General features: G+C 62.0%; 15 protein-coding genes. 9 read left to right on the forward strand and 6 right to left on the reverse strand.

Annotated elements, in window-relative coordinates; genetic code table 11:
- Nucleotides 1-30 precede the first annotated feature (30 nt).
- Nucleotides 31-981 (reverse strand): choline ABC transporter substrate-binding protein, encoded by a 951-nt coding sequence (locus tag NH14_RS16330; RefSeq protein ID WP_035525560.1) that lies wholly within the window; start codon nucleotides 979-981, stop codon nucleotides 31-33.
- A 309-nt stretch (nucleotides 982-1,290) separates the two neighbouring features.
- On the opposite strand from NH14_RS16330, the gene NH14_RS16335 reads away from it, so the two are divergent.
- The gene (locus tag NH14_RS16335; RefSeq protein ID WP_035525558.1) at nucleotides 1,291-2,259 is read left to right on the forward strand and encodes a GlxA family transcriptional regulator; all 969 of its coding nucleotides are present in this window, start codon (nucleotides 1,291-1,293) and stop codon (nucleotides 2,257-2,259) included.
- A 42-nt stretch (nucleotides 2,260-2,301) separates the two neighbouring features.
- Here the strand turns inward: NH14_RS16335 and NH14_RS16340 are convergent, their stop codons facing one another.
- Nucleotides 2,302-3,228 carry a choline sulfate utilization transcriptional regulator gene (locus NH14_RS16340; RefSeq protein ID WP_035525556.1) on the reverse strand — a complete coding sequence of 309 codons (927 nt, stop codon included), beginning with the start codon at nucleotides 3,226-3,228 and terminating at the stop codon, nucleotides 2,302-2,304.
- 145 nt (nucleotides 3,229-3,373) lie between these two features.
- On the opposite strand from NH14_RS16340, the gene betC reads away from it, so the two are divergent.
- From betC to NH14_RS16355, 3 genes are all read left to right on the forward strand, one after another.
- Nucleotides 3,374-4,912, forward strand: coding sequence for a choline-sulfatase (gene betC, locus NH14_RS16345; protein WP_035525549.1), 1,539 nt, complete (start codon nucleotides 3,374-3,376; stop codon nucleotides 4,910-4,912).
- A gap of 63 nt (nucleotides 4,913-4,975) precedes the next feature.
- Entirely contained in the window at nucleotides 4,976-5,902 is a 927-nt protein-coding gene (locus tag NH14_RS16350; RefSeq protein WP_237179673.1) for a choline ABC transporter substrate-binding protein, read from the forward strand.
- Between the two features lie 34 nt (nucleotides 5,903-5,936).
- Nucleotides 5,937-6,113 (forward strand): hypothetical protein, encoded by a 177-nt coding sequence (locus tag NH14_RS16355; RefSeq protein WP_407947163.1) that lies wholly within the window; start codon nucleotides 5,937-5,939, stop codon nucleotides 6,111-6,113.
- Between the two features lie 10 nt (nucleotides 6,114-6,123).
- Here the strand turns inward: NH14_RS16355 and NH14_RS16360 are convergent, their stop codons facing one another.
- Nucleotides 6,124-6,834: a LysR family substrate-binding domain-containing protein gene (locus tag NH14_RS16360; protein ID WP_407947148.1), complete on the reverse strand. Its 711-nt coding sequence runs from the start codon at nucleotides 6,832-6,834 to the stop codon at nucleotides 6,124-6,126.
- Nucleotides 6,835-6,838: 4 nt separating this feature from the next.
- Between NH14_RS16360 and NH14_RS16365 the strand changes: the two genes are divergently transcribed.
- The 5 genes from NH14_RS16365 (at nucleotide 6,839) to NH14_RS16385 (ending at nucleotide 11,785) form a co-directional block, all read left to right on the forward strand.
- A complete protein-coding gene (locus tag NH14_RS16365; protein WP_035525544.1) occupies nucleotides 6,839-7,870 on the forward strand; it encodes an aldo/keto reductase in 1,032 nt (343 codons plus the stop codon).
- An 11-nt stretch (nucleotides 7,871-7,881) separates the two neighbouring features.
- Complete coding sequence (locus NH14_RS16370) at nucleotides 7,882-8,301, forward strand: SRPBCC family protein (RefSeq protein ID WP_035525538.1); 420 nt, start codon at nucleotides 7,882-7,884, stop codon at nucleotides 8,299-8,301.
- Between the two features lie 226 nt (nucleotides 8,302-8,527).
- On the forward strand, nucleotides 8,528-9,361 hold the full coding sequence (locus NH14_RS16375) for a transporter substrate-binding domain-containing protein (protein WP_202031680.1): 834 nt from the start codon (nucleotides 8,528-8,530) through the stop codon (nucleotides 9,359-9,361).
- A 101-nt stretch (nucleotides 9,362-9,462) separates the two neighbouring features.
- Nucleotides 9,463-10,770: an NAD(P)/FAD-dependent oxidoreductase gene (locus tag NH14_RS16380; RefSeq protein ID WP_035525534.1), complete on the forward strand. Its 1,308-nt coding sequence runs from the start codon at nucleotides 9,463-9,465 to the stop codon at nucleotides 10,768-10,770.
- A gap of 43 nt (nucleotides 10,771-10,813) precedes the next feature.
- The gene (locus NH14_RS16385) at nucleotides 10,814-11,785 is read left to right on the forward strand and encodes an amino acid ABC transporter permease (protein ID WP_035525533.1); all 972 of its coding nucleotides are present in this window, start codon (nucleotides 10,814-10,816) and stop codon (nucleotides 11,783-11,785) included.
- A gap of 53 nt (nucleotides 11,786-11,838) precedes the next feature.
- On the opposite strand, the gene NH14_RS16390 is transcribed toward NH14_RS16385, so the two are convergent.
- The 3 genes from NH14_RS16390 to NH14_RS16400 form a co-directional block, all read right to left on the reverse strand.
- Entirely contained in the window at nucleotides 11,839-12,522 is a 684-nt protein-coding gene (locus NH14_RS16390; RefSeq protein ID WP_035525526.1) for a Fe2+-dependent dioxygenase, read from the reverse strand.
- A gap of 23 nt (nucleotides 12,523-12,545) precedes the next feature.
- Complete coding sequence (locus NH14_RS16395) at nucleotides 12,546-14,768, reverse strand: TonB-dependent receptor (RefSeq protein ID WP_035525524.1); 2,223 nt, start codon at nucleotides 14,766-14,768, stop codon at nucleotides 12,546-12,548.
- 237 nt (nucleotides 14,769-15,005) lie between these two features.
- A complete protein-coding gene (locus NH14_RS16400) occupies nucleotides 15,006-15,326 on the reverse strand; it encodes a hypothetical protein (protein WP_176329278.1) in 321 nt (106 codons plus the stop codon).
- Nucleotides 15,327-15,595: the final 269 nt, after the last annotated feature.

Below are 15,595 nucleotides of genomic sequence, written 5' to 3' on the forward strand. Positions count from 1 at the left end.
AAAGTACGCAGTGCTGCTGGAGATACGGGATCAAAGACCGAGATACGCTTTCACAGCGGGCAAGCCGTCCTTGCCGTCATAGGTCTTGACACCTGCCAGCCATGTATCGAGAACTTGCGGATTCTGTTTCAGCCAGGCCTTGGCGGCGTCGGCGGGCTTCTCTTTCTTCATCACCGACTGCATGACCACGTTTTCGATTTGCGTCGTAAAGCGCAGATTGCTGACGAGTTTTCCGGCGTTCGGGCAGCGCGTCAGAAAATCGGGCGATGTCAGCGTATAGACGCGCGCTTCGCCGTCGTTGGGACCGAATACGTTTTCGCTGCCGGTCAGATATTTCATGTCGAGCTGAATGTTCATCGGATGCGGCTGCCATCCGAGAAAGACCACCCATTTCTTCTCGCGCACCGCGCGCTCGACGGTCACGAGCATGCCCGCCTCGCTCGATTCGACCAGCTTGAATCCGCCCAGACCGAACTGGTTGGTCGCGATCATCTTCTGGATCGCGGCATTCGCGCTGCTGCCCGGCTCGATGCCGTAGATCTTTCCGTCGAGTTCGGCGCGATGCTTGGCGATATCGGCGAAAGTCGTCAGGCCCGCATCGTATTCATAGGTCGGCACCGCAAACGTGGCTTTCGCGCCGGTAAGGTTGGGCGGCTGCAAGACGTTGATCGATTTGGACTCGACGAACGGCGCAATCGCTTTTTCCTGCACGGGCCACCAGTAACCGAGCGATACGTCGAGCTGCTTGCTCTTCAATCCCGCGAACGAAATCGGCACGGAGGCGACCGTCGTCACGGGCTGATAGCCGAGCCCTTCGAACACGGTCGACGCGAGCGCCGTGGTCGACGTGATATCGGTCCAGCCGATGTCCGCGAAATGGACGGCGCGGCAGCTCGCCGGATCCTGTGCGAAGGCGGGCAATGACATGGCCGCGATAAGCCCGGCGAGACCTGCGGTAATGGCTTTGAAGCGTAACTTCATGACGATCCCCTTGACGCGTTATAGGGCGAGCCTGCATGGCGGGCGGCGATTCAGACGACTTGAACCGATCCGGTGTGCGATAAAGGTACAGGCCCATATTGCGTTCAAATCGACCGCCAGCGACCCGTTCTTGCTTGCGAGCGACCATGAGGGAAAACCACAGTGCGCGACGAGCGGCGTTCGACGGGCGCGGCTTGTGCACTGCGCAATCGAGCCGGTTTTTTTGCGTCGCTTGCCGCCTCGCATGGCGCTTGCTACGCTCGCTAGATTCGACGCATCCGCTTCACGTGACCTCCCGAGCATCGAGTGATGCCCCAAGACATCTCATTCCTGTTGCTGCCGGGCTTTTCGGCCCTTGGCTTCATGTCGGCCATCGAGCCGTTGCGTGTCGCGAACCGCTTTCGCGAGAACCTGTACCGCTGGCACATCTTGAGCGTCGACGGCGCGCCCGTGGCCGCGAGCAATGGCATTTCGCTGAACGCCGAAGCGGCGTTCGCCGACGCCGATGACGTGCAGACCGTGTTTGTGGTCGCAGGTTTCGAACCGCTTGCATGCTACAGCCGCGCGCTCGGCGACTGGCTCAAGCGCCTCGACCGCGCGAACGTCACGCTTGGCGGCATCGATACGGGCGCATTCATCCTGGCCGAAGCGGGACTGCTTCGGCCAACGGATAGCGTGACCTTGCATTGGGAAGCGCTGTCTGCGTTTCGCGAGCGTTACCCGTCCGTGGAGGCGAGCGGAGATCTATTCGAAATCGGCGAAGGGCGCATTACGTGCGCGGGCGGCACGGCTTCTATCGACATGATGCTCGACCTGATCGCGCTTAGCCACGGGGCGGCGCTTGCCTCGGCGATCTCCGAACAGTTCGTGCTGAGCCGCATCCGGCAGCGCTCCGATCATCAGCGTATGGAAATCGCCGCGCGCTATGGCGTGCACAATCCTAGGCTGATCCAGGTGATTGGCGTGATGGAGCAGAACATGGAAGAGCCGCTTGCGCCGGCCGATCTCGCGCAGGCCATTGGCGTCACGCGCCGGCAGCTCGAGCGGCTCTTTTGTTCGCTGCTCAAGGACACCCCGACGCATTTCTATCTGCAATTGCGGCTCGATCGTGCACGGGAGCTTTTGCGCCAGACCGATATGTCGATTACGGCGATATGCGTGGCGTGCGGGTTCGAATCGCCGTCGCATTTTTCACGGACCTATCGCGCGAGGTTTGGCATGAGTCCCCGGCGGGACAGGAGTCCGGGGAGTTCTGGGGCGGGGGCGCAACAGCTCTGATTCATCGTGAGTTTATTGCGCGCGCAACCATCGTGCCGAACATCAGGTGTGCTCGCGCGTGCCGACGTCGCTCAGTTCATTGAACAGCCATCGCCGGAAAAGCGGCACCGCGGCGGGTGCGGGACGCGCGGGCGGACAAACGAGGTAATAGCCGCGCTCGCTCGTCACCGGTGTGTCGAGCAGCCGTACCAAAAGCCCGGATGCGATCAGTTCGTCGGTCAGCGGCGTCCAGCCCAGCGCGACGCCCTGGCCCATCAACGCGGCCTGCACGACAAGCGAATAACTGTTGAACATGAGGCCCTGGCTTTCTTCCGGCGCGGCAAGGCCATGGGCGGCAAACCAGGTGTCCCACGCGAGCCAGCGCTCGGGCTGGGTCGGTTGCACGTGCAGCAGCGGCAACGCGGCGAGATCGGCGGCGTGGCTCACGGCGCGGTGCGCGTCGCGAAACGCAGGTGAGCAGACCGGCGTGACGGCTTCGGCGAAGAGCCGCGTCGAGGTGCAGGGCGGCCAGTGGCCGTCGCCGAATGCAATCGCGATGTCGGCGTGATCGCGGTGAGGATCGTAGCCAAGCTGCGACGTGACGATCTTTACGTTGACACCCGGCATCGATGCTTTCAGGCGCGCGAGGCGCGGCATCAGCCAATAGGTGGCAAAGCCCGCGTCGGTGAGGATCGTCAATGCGCCCGTCGCGCGGCGCGCACGAATGCAGGTGGTCGCCTCGCGAATCGTGTCCAGACCGCTGCGCACGGCTTCGTAAAGCAGCGCGCCTTCGGCCGTGAGCGTCACGCCACGATGGCCGCGCTCGAACAGCGGCGCGCCGAGGTCTTCCTCCAGTTGCACGATGCGCTGGCTGACCGCAGGCTGGGTCGAGCCGAGCTCGCGCGCGGCGGCCGTGAAGCTCGCGAGGCGCGCGGCCGATTCGAAAGCCGACAGCGTCTGCATGGGCGGAAGACGGTCTGGACCGGACATAACATCCCCTTATGGGCCGATAAGCGTACGCCGCCTTCACAAAGGTCGAGTCGGCGGCAATAGTGAAGTCCATGCGGCGAGTCACAGCGATGCCTTCATCGCCGCGTAACGACACATAACCGTACGATTCTAATCCGCCCCGCCAATGAGCCCTGTCACAAAGCAGAATATCCTTGTCCTGATGGCCGACCAGATGACGCCGTTTGCACTGCGCGCGTATGGCAATCAGGTTTCGCTGACGCCGCGCATCGATGCGCTTGCGAAAGAAGGCGTCGTGTTCGATTCCGCGTACTGCGCGAGCCCGCTGTGCGCGCCGGCCCGCATTTCGATGATGACCGGCAAACTGCCGGCCGCCACCGATGCATACGATAACGCCGCCGAATTGCCTGCACAAACGCTAACGTTCGCGCACTATCTGCGCGCGGCGGGTTACCGGACGATTCTTTCGGGAAAGATGCACTTTTGCGGCCCCGATCAATTGCACGGTTTCGAAGAGCGGCTCACGACCGACATCTATCCTGCTGATTTCGGCTGGGTGCCCGACTGGGACCGCCCCGATGTGCGTCCGAGCTGGTATCACAACATGAGTTCGGTGTTGGATGCAGGCCCATGCGTGCGCACGAACCAGCTCGATTTCGACGATGAGGTCACGTACACCGCGAGTCAGAAGCTCTATGACATCGCGCGCGAGCGTGCTGCGCAAAGGGACGAGCGTCCGTTCTGCATGGTCGTGTCGCTCACGCATCCGCACGACCCGTATGCGATTACCCGGCAGTACTGGGATCTGTACCGCGATGAGGACATCGACATGCCGCGCATCGCGCTGACGCGCGACGAGAGCGATCCCCATTCTAGACGCCTGCGCGATCTCTACGAGGCGGACCTGACGCCGCCGACCGAGCAGCAGATTCGCAACGCGCGGCACGCGTATTACGGAGCACTGTCGTATGTCGACGCCCAGTTCGGCGCAATACTCGATACGCTGAAGGCGACCGGTCTTGGCGACGATACGATCGTGATCGTCACGTCGGATCACGGCGAAATGCTCGGTGAACGCGGGCTCTGGTACAAGATGACTTGCCTCGAAGGCGGCGTGCGCGTGCCGCTGATCGTGCATGCGCCGAGGCACTACGGTGCGCGGCGGGTGGCGGCGGCGGTCTCGCACGTCGATCTGCTGCCGACGCTGGTCGAGATGGCGACAGGCGCGCGCCGCGCGCAATGGCCCGACCCGGTCGATGGACGCAGCCTGTTGCCGCACCTCCAGGGCGACGGCGGCCACGACGAAGCGATCGTCGAGTACTTTGCGGAGGGCGCAGTTGCGCCGATGGTGATGATTCGCCGCGGCACGTACAAATTCATCCATACGCCCGTCGATCCCGATCAGCTCTATGACCTCGCGAACGATCCCGACGAATGCGTGAACCTCGCGCCGGATCCGCAAGCCGCGAACCTCGTGGATGCGTTTCGCAGGGAAGTCGCGCGGCGCTGGGATATCCCTGCATTGCATCAGGCGGTGCTTGCGAGCCAGCGCCGCAGACGCTTTCATTTCGAAGCGACGACGCAGGGTGTGATCCGCTCGTGGGACTGGCAACCGTTCAATGACGCTAGCCAGCGCTATATGCGCAATCACATCGAACTCGACACGCTGGAGGCCATGGCGCGCTATCCACGCGTTGCGCGCTGAATCGCATCAATACGGGAGTCCACGATGAACAAACGCTGGAGAAGTTCGCTTGCGAAAGCGGTGATGACGGTCGCCATGTTTGGCGCGGCCTTGACGGGGCCGTTGCATGCTGCCGAACCGCAAAGCTGCACGCAGGTCCGCATGGCCGATCCCGGGTGGTCGGATATCGACGCGACCAATGCCGTGGCGGGCGTATTGCTGAAAGCGCTCGGCTATCAGCAAAACGTGTCGAATCTTTCGGTGCCGATCACCTATCAGGGCATGAAAAAAGGGCAAATCGACGTATTCCTCGGCAACTGGATGCCTGCGCAAGGCCCTCTCGTGAAACCGTTCGTGGACGAACGTTCAATCGACGTACTGCACGCGAACCTGACCAATGCGAAATTCACGCTGGCCGTACCGGACTATGTGGCGGCGGCGGGCGTGCACTCGTTTGCGGATCTCGTCAAGCATGCGGACCAGTTCGACGGGAAGATCTACGGTATCGAACCGGGCGCGCCCGCCAATCAGAACATCAAGAAGATGATTGCGGAAAAGGCATTCGGGCTGGGCGACTGGAAGATCGTCGAATCGAGTGAAACAGCCATGCTTACGCAAGTGGAGCGCGCCGTGCGCGACAGACGGTGGATCGTATTCCTCGCGTGGGAGCCGCATTTGATGAACACGAAATTCCACTTGACCTATTTATCGGGCGGCGACGCGTTTTTCGGCCCGAACTATGGCGGCGCGACAGTGAATACGGTGACACGGGCGGGCTTTGCCGGCCAGTGCGGGAACCTTGCGCGGCTTTTCCAGCAAATGACGTTCAATGTCGATCTGGAAAATCAGATCATTGCGGACGTGCTGCAAAACAAGGTCGATGTGAATGCCGCAGCGCGCAATGCGTTGAAGGGCAATCCGGGTTTGTTAAATGCATGGCTAAAGGGTGTGACGACCACGAGCGGTGCGGATGGATTGCAGGCGGTGCAGGCGCAACTCGGTATTCACTGAATACCACGGCGCAGGCGGCGTTATCGGTATTGAAATGAAGGGCGCGCAGTTCTGCAATGAACTGCGCGCTGCTTCCCAGTACACGAACTTCGAAGGGCATCACTGGCATCAGGGTTCGCTCGGGGCGCTTTATCTATTCGGCTATAGCTTCACGCCGTCGACCACGACGACCCAGGCCGACGTGCGTATCGGCATGCGGCATTCGTTCTGAGCGCGCGAGGTTAGACGGCACTCGCCCCCGCCATCTCGCTGCTCGAATGCAGCAGCGTCGCGCGGAAGTTGCCCACCAGTGGCCGCAGATTGACCTTGTGCCACGCGGCCCACAGCGCGGTGCGGTAGCTGAACCACGCCAGCTCGCGCAGCACCACGCCCGCCGGCGCCTGGTGGCGCAGGCTCTGCTGGATCATCGTGAGCCCGAGGCCAGCGGCGACGAGGCCGAGCGCCGCGAGCGGCTCCGTGGCCTCCATCGCGATGTCGGGGGTGAAGCCGGCCTTCGCGCAGGCCGCAATGAAGTTGTCGTGGCGCAGCGCGCCTTCCTCGTGCATCACGCCAATCCACTTCTGCGCCGCGAGGTCCTCGGGCGTCAGGTGCTTTGCCACCGCGAGCGGATGGCCCTCCGGAATCGCAAGCAACATGGGGTCGTCGAGCACTTGCGCGGCTTCCAGATCGGGGTCGTCGGCCGGCGGCGGGTCGCACACGAGCGCGATGTCGAGGCTGCGCTGGCGCAGGCCCGTAAGCTGTTCCGCCGAGCGATAGTTGTAGAGCGCGATGTGCACGTCGGACTTGTCCTCGCGCAGCCGCCGCAGCGCATTGGGCAGCACGCCCGAGTGCATGGCGTTCTCCAGATAGCCGATGCACAGGCCCCCTTCGTCGCCGCGCCCGAGCCGCCGCGCGAGCGACTCCAGGCGCTTCGCGTGAGTACAAAGGAGCAAGTCGATGAGTATCAAAGACAAATTGCCCGCTGGCACGCAGCTGGGCTTTGGTGCGGCGCCGCTGGGCAACATGTTCCGCAACATCCCCGAAGACGAAGCGCTGGCGACCGTAAAGGCCGCCTGGGACCAGGGCGTGCGTTACTTCGATACGGCCCCGCTGTACGGCGCGGGTCTCTCGGAAATCCGTCTGGGCGATGCACTCGCGGGCTACAAGCGTGACGACTACGTGCTGAGCACGAAAGTGGGCCGCGTGATTCTCGACGAAATCGAGGACGTGAGCGCACGCGATCTGGGCGAGAAAGGCGGCGTGTTCGCATTTGGCCGTCCTAACAAGATCGTCAACGACTACTCCGCCGATGCCACGCTGCGCTCGGTCGAGGACAGCCTCAAGCGCCTGAAGACCGACCGCATCGACATCGTCTGGGTGCATGATGTTGCTCAGGACTTCTACGGCGACGAATGGCTCTCGGTGTTCGAAACGGCGCGCAAGGGTGCGTTCCGCGCGCTGAGCCGTTTGCGCGATGAAGGCGTGATCAAGGCGTGGGGTCTTGGCGTCAACCGCGTCGAACCGGTCGAGCTGCTGCTCGACCTCAGCGAAACGAAGGCGGACGGTTTCCTGCTGGCGGGCCGCTACACGCTGCTCGATCACGAACGCGCCTTGCAGCGCGTGATGCCTTGCACGCTAGCGCACGGTGCGGAGATCGTGGTTGGCGGTCCGTATAGCTCGGGCGTGCTCGCAGGCGGCCAGAATTTCGAGTACCAGAAGGCTTCGCCGGAGATTCTCGCGAGAGTCGAGCGCATCAAGGCCGTTGCCGCGCGCCACAACGTGAGCGTGAAGGCTGCCGCATTGCAGTTCTCGCTGGCGAACCCCGCCGTTGCCGCGGTGATCCCGGGCGCGAGCAAGCCGCAACGCATCGCGGAAGACCACGCCGCTGTGAAGGAAGCGATTCCTGCCGGTTTCTGGCGCGATCTGCGCGAGCAGGGGCTGGTGGCCGCGAATGCGCCGCTGCCGATCGATAACCGCGACAACGCCTGAAGGAGAACGACATGGCACAAGCAAGCGCATCCATCAGGATTCCTGATTCGGCCGATTCCGTGTGGCAACTGATCGGTGGCTTCAACTCGCTGCCGGACTGGCTACCCTACATCCCGTCCAGCGAATTGAGCGAGGGCGGCCGCGTGCGGCACCTCGCCAATCCGGATGGCGAGACCATCGTCGAACGGCTGGAAGCGTTCGATAACCGCGCGCGCAGCTACACCTATTCGATTCTCGAAGCGCCGTTTCCCGTCACGGAATACCGCTCGACGTTGCAGGTGCGCGAGATCGACGGCGGCCATGCAGCGCAGGTCGACTGGTCGGGCGAGTTCACGCCCAGCGGCGTGAGCGACGAGGAAGCTTCGCGCCTGTTCGAAGGCATTTATCGCGATGGGTTGCAGGCGCTCGCTGCACGTATGCAAACGCGCTAGCCTTCGCCGCCGGGGCCGTCGTGCAATGCCTCGATCAGCATTCGTGCGCCGGCCGAGAGCGGCGCGCTTCGTTTCGTTCAGCGAGCGCGGCTACGTTGATGAGTTTATTTAACTAAGTAGTGACTTTTTCTCAATAGCGTGCCCAATCGGCGAGGGGTAGATTTTCAGCGGAGCAGCAAACCCAGAATAAATACAGTCAACCGGTTCGGAACACAGGAGACAGTCAATGAGAATGGGCAAGCTTGTCAAACATGCGATCTGCGTGGCGGCCATGGCGTGCGTGGCCGGTGCGGCTTTTGCTGGCGAAACCATGGACCGCGTCAAGTCGCGCGGTACCGTCGTCGTCGTCACGAGCGCGAAATGGCCTCCGCAGGCCTATCTGAACGACAAGCACGAATTCGAGGGTTTCGATGTCGACGTTGCGAAGGAGATTGGCCGGCGGCTCGGCGTTAAGGTCCAGTTCGAGACGCCGCAGTTCAGCTTGATGACCGGAGGTCATTGGCACGGCAGATGGGACCTTTGCGTTCTGTCCGTCACGCCGACGAAGGAGCGCGAGAAGCTCCTCGATTTCCCGGCCGTGTATTACTACAGCCCCTATGTTTTTGCCGTTTATAAGGATTCCAAAATCGCTTCGCGTAGCGACCTGGGCGGCAAGGTTATCGGCGTCGAGGGCGGCACGACGTCGGAGGACTACATCAATAAGCATCTGAACATCGGCGGCCCCGATGTGCCCGAGTTCAAGTACCTCGCGGGCGATCCGAAGCAGGTGAAGACCTACGGCTCGACGCTGCTGCCCTACGAGGACCTGCGCCTGGGCGACGGCAAGCGGCTCGACGCGATCATCACGCCCGAGCAAACGGCGCGTGAGGCCATCAAGAACGGCTATCCGATCAAGATCTTGCCGGGCGATTACGCGTTTCGCGAGCCGCTTGCGGTCGTGACCGACAAGGGCGACCCAGATTGGGACAAAGCGGTGGGCGGCGCCGTGGCGCAGATGAAGCAGGACGGCACGCTGACGAAGCTCAGCGAGCAGTGGTTCGGCAAGGACTACACCAAGTAATTCCTGATTTTGCATGCCGCATTTGCCCGGGCAAATGCGGCGTCTGCTCATCTGTACCCAACCCAACTTAATTCGACTCATTTAAACCCAAACGCCGCGACATGCAAAACGCCGGGAAATCAACGCTTGCGGACTACGTGGATAGCTATTATTCGCGCACCCTCCGCAACGATAACGCGAGAGCGCCCATCGATACGGACATCAACGTGGATGTTTGCATTGTGGGGGCGGGCATGGCGGGAATCACGGCCGCGCTCGAATTGCTGGGCCGGGGCCGCACCGTTGCCTTGCTGGAAGCGAAGCGCGTGTCGTGGGGCGCTTCGGGGCGCAACGGCGGCGTCGTGAGCCCGGGCTATTCGACGGGCGTGAGCAATATCGCGCAACACGTCGGCATGGACGAGGCGAAAGCGCTTTACCGGATGTCGATAGAGGGCGTCGATATCGTTCGTGAAAACATTCGCCGGCTCGATATTGATGAAGCGGGGCCGGTGAGCGGCGTGCTGCGCTTGTCCCGTCACGAGAATGCCAGCGAAATGACGGCGCATCAGCAATGGCTGTCGCGCGAGTTTGGCTACGAGGTCAATTATCTTTCGACTTCGGAGGTCAGGCAGCGGGTGGTTTCGGACAAGTACCGCCAGGGCTTGCTCGACGAAAACGCCTTTCATTTCCATCCGTTGAATTATGCGCGCGCTCTTGTGAGCGAAGTCGAGCGTCTGGGCGGCCGAGTCTTCGAGCATTCGGAAGTTGTGTCGATCAAGGATCAAGGCGCAAGCAAGCGGGTAACGACGGCGCGCGGCAGCGTGACGGCGCGCGACGTGGTGCTCACGTGCGGTGGCTACACGGGTAGCCTGGTGCCGAGACTCGCGCGCAGCTATCTGCCGATCTCGACTTACATGATGCTCACGGAGCCGGCTAAAAGCGCGATTGCTTCGGCCATTCGAACGCGCGCCTCGATTGGCGACAGTCGCCGCTCGAGCGACTATTACCGTCTCGTCGACGATGGCGAGCGTGTGCTCTGGGGCGGCATGATCACGACACGTCGCTCCGATCCGCACCGGCTTGCCGACGCCCTGCGCAATCGCATGGTGGACACCTACCCGCAACTGAAAGACCTCGCGGTTCAGGTTGCATGGTCCGGGAAGATGGCTTATGCGCGGCACCTGATGCCGCTGATCGGCCGTCTCGAAGACGGCATCTGGTATTGCATGGGATTCGGCGGCCACGGCATGAACACGACAGCCATCGGCGGCCGCGTGATTGCCGAAGGCATTACGGGCACATCGAATCGATATCAGTCGTTCGCGGCGCTCGGGCTGCCCTGGAACGGCAGCTATGTCGGGCTCGCGGTCGCGCAGCTCACGTACTGGAGCTACCAGATGATGGACTTCATGCGCGAGCGCGCCGCTTGAGTGCCAGGTGAGCAAACCACGACCTGCTTCACGGAGGGAGAACATGTTTGTCGAGCAAGCACAGGACGCCCAGAGGGGCTGGTGGGCGACCGCATTGTCGGCGGTGATCGTTGCCGTGGCGGCTTTCATGATGCTTGCGCAGGGCGCGCCGCAATGGCTGCCGGCTTTGAACCTGCCATGGCTCACAAAGCTCGGCGCGATGCCGGGCGGGTTCCATAAGGCGCTGGTGTTCGCCGGCGTCGCCGTCGCGCTTGTGGCGAATGGCTATTTGCTCACGCGCTTGCCGTCGCGTGCGCAGATCGGCATCGTCTGGTGCGAGTTGTTGGTGCTGCTCGTCGCGTTTCTTTCGACGTTCGACCTGAGCCTCGAATTCATTCACCGCAAGATCGGCTATCTGATCATGCAGGGCGCGACGACCACGCTGCTGGTCTCGGCCATCTCCATCGCGATTGCCTTCATGCTCGCGCTGATTGGCGCGCTCGCCAAGCTTTCATCCAACGGTATCGCGGTGGGCATTGCCACGTTTTATACGTCGCTGTTTCGCGGCCTGCCGCTGCTCATGCAGATTTTCATTCTGTATCTCGGCCTGCCCCAGTTGGGTTATGTCGTCGATCCCATTCCCGCTGGCGTAACGGCGCTCTCGCTGTGCTATGGCGCCTACATGACGGAAATCTTCCGCGCGGGCATTCAGAGCATTCCGCACGGCCAATGGAATGCGGCGCGCGCGCTCGGCTTCACGCCTTATCAGATGATGCGGCTGATCATTCTGCCGCAAGCGATGCGCGTGATCATCCCGCCCACCGGCAACCAGTTCATCGCCATGCTCAAGGACAGCTCGCTGGTCTCGGTCGTGGGCGTGTGGGAACTGACCTATGTCGCCACCACGGAAGGCCAGAAGGAATTCCGGCACATGGAGATGCTGGTCAGCGCCGCGCTTGTCTATTGGGTGATGTCGCTCGTGCTCGAACTGGTGCAGTCACGTATCGAGCGGAGATTTCGCAAAGCCGTGCGTTGATGGCACGGCGGCGCATACATGAATGGGAAGATTCTTCACTGATCATCGACGCACTACGTCTCGCTCCAAAGCCGCAAAAGATTGTGATAGCAGCCCACGAGACTACGGCGCGCGCTGGCGTCCGCATCGCTGGCGTTCAACCGCTGGATGGCGGTGTCCATATCGAACAGCAGCGCGCGTTTTGTGTCGTCGCGCACGAGGCTTTGCACCCAGAAGAAGCTCGCAACGCGCGCGCCGCGCGTAACCGGCCTGACCTGGTGCAGGCTCGTGGCTGGATAAACAATCATGTCGCCGGCAGGCAGCTTCACCTCCTGCACGCCATAGGTGTCCTCCACCACGAGTTCGCCGCCCTCGTATTCGTCGGGCGACGAGAGAAACAGCGTGACCGAAACGTCGGTGCGCAGCTTCATGCCATTGGGCAGCACGCGCACTGCGCCGTCGACATGGCTGCCGAACGTCATGCCCCCTTCATAGCGATTGAATAGCGGCGGATACACCTGGTTGGGCAGCGCCGCGCTGATAAAAAGCGGATTGCGCTCGATAGCCGCGAGCACCACGTCGCCCAGTTCGCGCGCGAGCGGCGTGTGCTCGGCAATCTGCCGGTTGTGCTTGACGGGCGCGCCCGACCATCCGGCCGTGGCGCGGCCATCGACCCATGCGTCGCCCGCGTGGTCGAGCCGCTCGCGCAGCGCGCGCACCTGCTCGGGCGTCAATACGTTGGGGACGTGGATCAGCATCTCTTGCTCCCTTCCTTTCTGGATTAGAAACGATAGTTCGCCGTGGCGAGGAACGTGCGGCCGACGCCCGGCACCGAACGACCGCCATCGGAGGGAACGAGTGCGTCGTAGTAGAACTTGTTGGTGATGTTCAGCAGATTGAACTGCACGTCCCACTTTTTCGCGTGATACGCGGCCATCGCATCCCAGCGCGTATAGCCGCCCGTTTCCACATAATTCGTGTTCGACGCATAGCGCGACGACATATAGGTCGGGCCGCCGCCGATTTCCCAGTGCGGCGTGAGTGCATAGGTGGTCCAGAACGTGAAGGTATTGCGCGGCGTATTGGCCGGCGTGTGGCCCTGGGTGCCGTCGAGCGCCTTGAGGATCACGCCGTCCATATACGTGTAGCCCGCGAACACTTGCCACTTGTTCGTGATGTGGCCCGTCGCGCCCGCCTGGAAGCCGCGCACGCGAATGTCGCCTTCGAGCAGGTATTCGCCGCTCGATGTTTGCGTGCGCGCGTTGTCTTTCTCCTGCTGGAACAACGCCGACGTTACCGATAGATTGCCGCCCAGCAAATCCCACTTGCCGCCCACTTCATACGACTTCGTGCTCTCGGGCGCGAGGTTCTGCGTGTTGTTCGTGACCGTGAGCGCTTCGAGCGACGGATTGAACGAGGTGCCATACGAGAAGTAATACGACTGCCAGTCGGTGGGCTGGTAGATCGCGCCCGCGCGCACGCTCGTGAAGGTGTTGGTCTGGTCGGCGTAGGCGGGCGCGTTCACGCTGTTCGTTATATGCGCCTGGAAACGATCCCAGCGTACGCCGCCGATGAGTTTCCAGTGCTCGCCAATCGACATGGTTTCATTGAGGTACGCGGCCAGTGAGGTCGCGCCCGATTCCGCGTGATTGCCCACGGTCTGCGTGACGTTCGAGGGCGTCGGAATGTAGACGGGGTCGAGCAGCGAGACTATCGGCAGGTTATTGCGTGTATACGCCTGGTTCGTATAGCTGTCGTGGCCGATTTCGACGCCCGCAATCATCTCGTGCTTCACGGCGCCCGTGGAGAACTTGTATTGCGCCATCGTATCGTTATAGATCGAGTGGTTCTCGATCACGCGGTCGTGGCTCGCGAGCTTCACGTACAGCGATGAAAGCGGCAGCGTCGTGTAGTTGCCGTTCTTTAGCGCGGGGCTCGTCGCGAGCGGGCCGGTCAGCACGGCGCCTGGGGCGGTCTCGCGCGCGTCGGTGAGCGAGTGCGAGAACTGTGTCCGGTTGCTGATCTTGAACTGCTCGTTGAAGGTGTGATCGATGCGCGCTTGCACCGTTTGAACGTCCTGGATCGTGCGGTCGTCGGTGAGGCCGTAGTAGGTGCTCTTCGACGGCGCGAACGGATGCCCGTTGATCGATTGGACGCCGTAATCGGGCATATCGTAGTTATGCTGAATGAGCGCCGAGAGCGTGATCTCGGTGGGCGTGCCAATGCCAAAGCGCAACTCGGGAGCGAAGCCGTAATCCTTGTTTTTCATCTCGTCGCGCGTCGAACCCATCGACTGGCCAAACGCGTTCAGGCGGAACGCGGCATGGTCGCCGAGCGGGCGGTTTATGTCGAGCGTGGTGCGATAGCGGTCGTCGGTGCCGAGCGTGGCCGAGACTTCGGTGAGCGGCTTGAGCGTCGCGTGCTTGGTCACCTGATTGATCACGCCGCCTGTCGAGCCGCGCCCGAACAGCATCGAAGAGGGGCCGTACAGCACCTCGATCGAATCGAGGTTGAAGGTATCGCGGTAGTACTGGTTGCGGTCGCGAAAGCCGTCCAGATAGATGTCGTTTTGCGCCGTGAAGCCACGCAGATTGATGTTGTTGCCGATCTGCCCGCCTTCCGCGCCGCCGATCGTAATGCCCGGCGCGTTGCGCAAGGCGTCCTGGAACGAGGTGGCGCCTTGCGATTGCATTACGGCCTTGTTGATGACCGTGACGCTTTGCGGGATGTCGCGCAGCGCCGTGGGCGTTTTCGCCCCCACGGTCGAGGTTTCTGCCTGGAAGTCCTGATTGCTCTGTCCCGGGGCCTGGGCAGAGATGGAGATGGCGGGCAGCGTGGCGTTGTCCGTTGCCGGAGTGGCAGGAGTGGCCGGCGCAGGCGGCGTTTGCGAAGCCGCCTCGCTCCGCTGCGCGGCAACCGGCGCGCTCTGGGCGAGCGCGGAAGAAGCAAAAGGTACGGCAAAGACCAGCGCGAGCGCACTCGCGAGCGGCGTCCTGTTCGACATGGGGGCCCTGTGCAAGGAAAAATCCGCGCGATCGGCTGCGCACGAGTGGCGGCGCAACAGAGGGCACAACAGCGCGGGCGGGGTGGCTGGCTGAGCCGCCCCAAGATGCACGGGGAAACGACGCTAGGCTGGCTGGTCCTGGTTTAAACGTCCCGAATACTGCTGGGAAATGAGAATCGATATCATTCCATATATTTCAGTCTGTTTCAATCGGTCGGCGGCATTTCAGCAACACTTTCAGCCGCTCATCGCGAGGGCTGCTGTGTCGCTGTGGGTGATCGCCGTTGAATGAACGTGCCCAAGCAAAAGACGGATGCGCTCACCCTCGTAGGGTTGGTCGTCATGCTGCCGGATTGCCCGCAGAACCGTCTGTCTTCCAAGCTGAAAGGCGAGCCGGATCTGCTCGTCGGTGCTGTCGGCTGCGCCCAGCGTTTCGCAGACGACTTCATACGGAATGGCAAATGCACGGTACCCCCACGCGAACCCGTACGCGGAAAACCACAATTCGGTTCCGTGAGAGAGTACGGGCGCCGTAAACCAGATGGTTGGCTCGTTCATTGAGTTCACCTTTGAGAAGACATCAAGTCATCGACTTCGCGTTTCCCGTGCCGCCCGGTTGTTTGTGGCAAGTATGGGTCGCTTCCGTGTCGCGGTGCTGGGGGTTCCGATGTATCGCCGAACAACAGGCTATGCCTCGAGCGCAGCGTTCGTTTGACGTATGTCAATGCTGTGCGAGCGATTGACAAGTCCGGTTATGCGTCTGCGATGCATTGGAAAAAGGGGGGATTCCTCATACGTGAATGGTTGGAACGATCAGCGGCCGCGAA

Origin of the sequence: Paraburkholderia sacchari, assembly GCF_000785435.2 — a bacterium.
Lineage (GTDB): Bacteria > Pseudomonadota > Gammaproteobacteria > Burkholderiales > Burkholderiaceae > Paraburkholderia > Paraburkholderia sacchari.

Excerpts from the sequence above, each read along its gene's own strand:
- NH14_RS16365 (WP_035525544.1), top strand. The coding sequence starts at position 6,839 with ATGAGTATCAAAGACAAATTGCCCGCTGGCACGCAGCTGGGCTTTGGT.
- NH14_RS16330 (WP_035525560.1), bottom strand. The coding sequence starts at position 981 with ATGAAGTTACGCTTCAAAGCCATTACCGCAGGTCTCGCCGGGCTTATC.
- NH14_RS16390 (WP_035525526.1), bottom strand. The coding sequence starts at position 12,522 with ATGCTGATCCACGTCCCCAACGTATTGACGCCCGAGCAGGTGCGCGCG.
- NH14_RS16395 (WP_035525524.1), bottom strand. The coding sequence starts at position 14,768 with ATGTCGAACAGGACGCCGCTCGCGAGTGCGCTCGCGCTGGTCTTTGCC.
- betC (WP_035525549.1), top strand. The coding sequence starts at position 3,374 with ATGAGCCCTGTCACAAAGCAGAATATCCTTGTCCTGATGGCCGACCAG.
- NH14_RS16355 (WP_407947163.1), top strand. The coding sequence starts at position 5,937 with ATGAAGGGCGCGCAGTTCTGCAATGAACTGCGCGCTGCTTCCCAGTAC.
- NH14_RS16380 (WP_035525534.1), top strand. The coding sequence starts at position 9,463 with ATGCAAAACGCCGGGAAATCAACGCTTGCGGACTACGTGGATAGCTAT.
- NH14_RS16335 (WP_035525558.1), top strand. The coding sequence starts at position 1,291 with ATGCCCCAAGACATCTCATTCCTGTTGCTGCCGGGCTTTTCGGCCCTT.
- NH14_RS16370 (WP_035525538.1), top strand. The coding sequence starts at position 7,882 with ATGGCACAAGCAAGCGCATCCATCAGGATTCCTGATTCGGCCGATTCC.
- NH14_RS16340 (WP_035525556.1), bottom strand. The coding sequence starts at position 3,228 with ATGTCCGGTCCAGACCGTCTTCCGCCCATGCAGACGCTGTCGGCTTTC.
- NH14_RS16350 (WP_237179673.1), top strand. The coding sequence starts at position 4,976 with ATGACGGTCGCCATGTTTGGCGCGGCCTTGACGGGGCCGTTGCATGCT.
- NH14_RS16375 (WP_202031680.1), top strand. The coding sequence starts at position 8,528 with ATGAGAATGGGCAAGCTTGTCAAACATGCGATCTGCGTGGCGGCCATG.
- NH14_RS16385 (WP_035525533.1), top strand. The coding sequence starts at position 10,814 with ATGTTTGTCGAGCAAGCACAGGACGCCCAGAGGGGCTGGTGGGCGACC.
- NH14_RS16400 (WP_176329278.1), bottom strand. The coding sequence starts at position 15,326 with ATGAACGAGCCAACCATCTGGTTTACGGCGCCCGTACTCTCTCACGGA.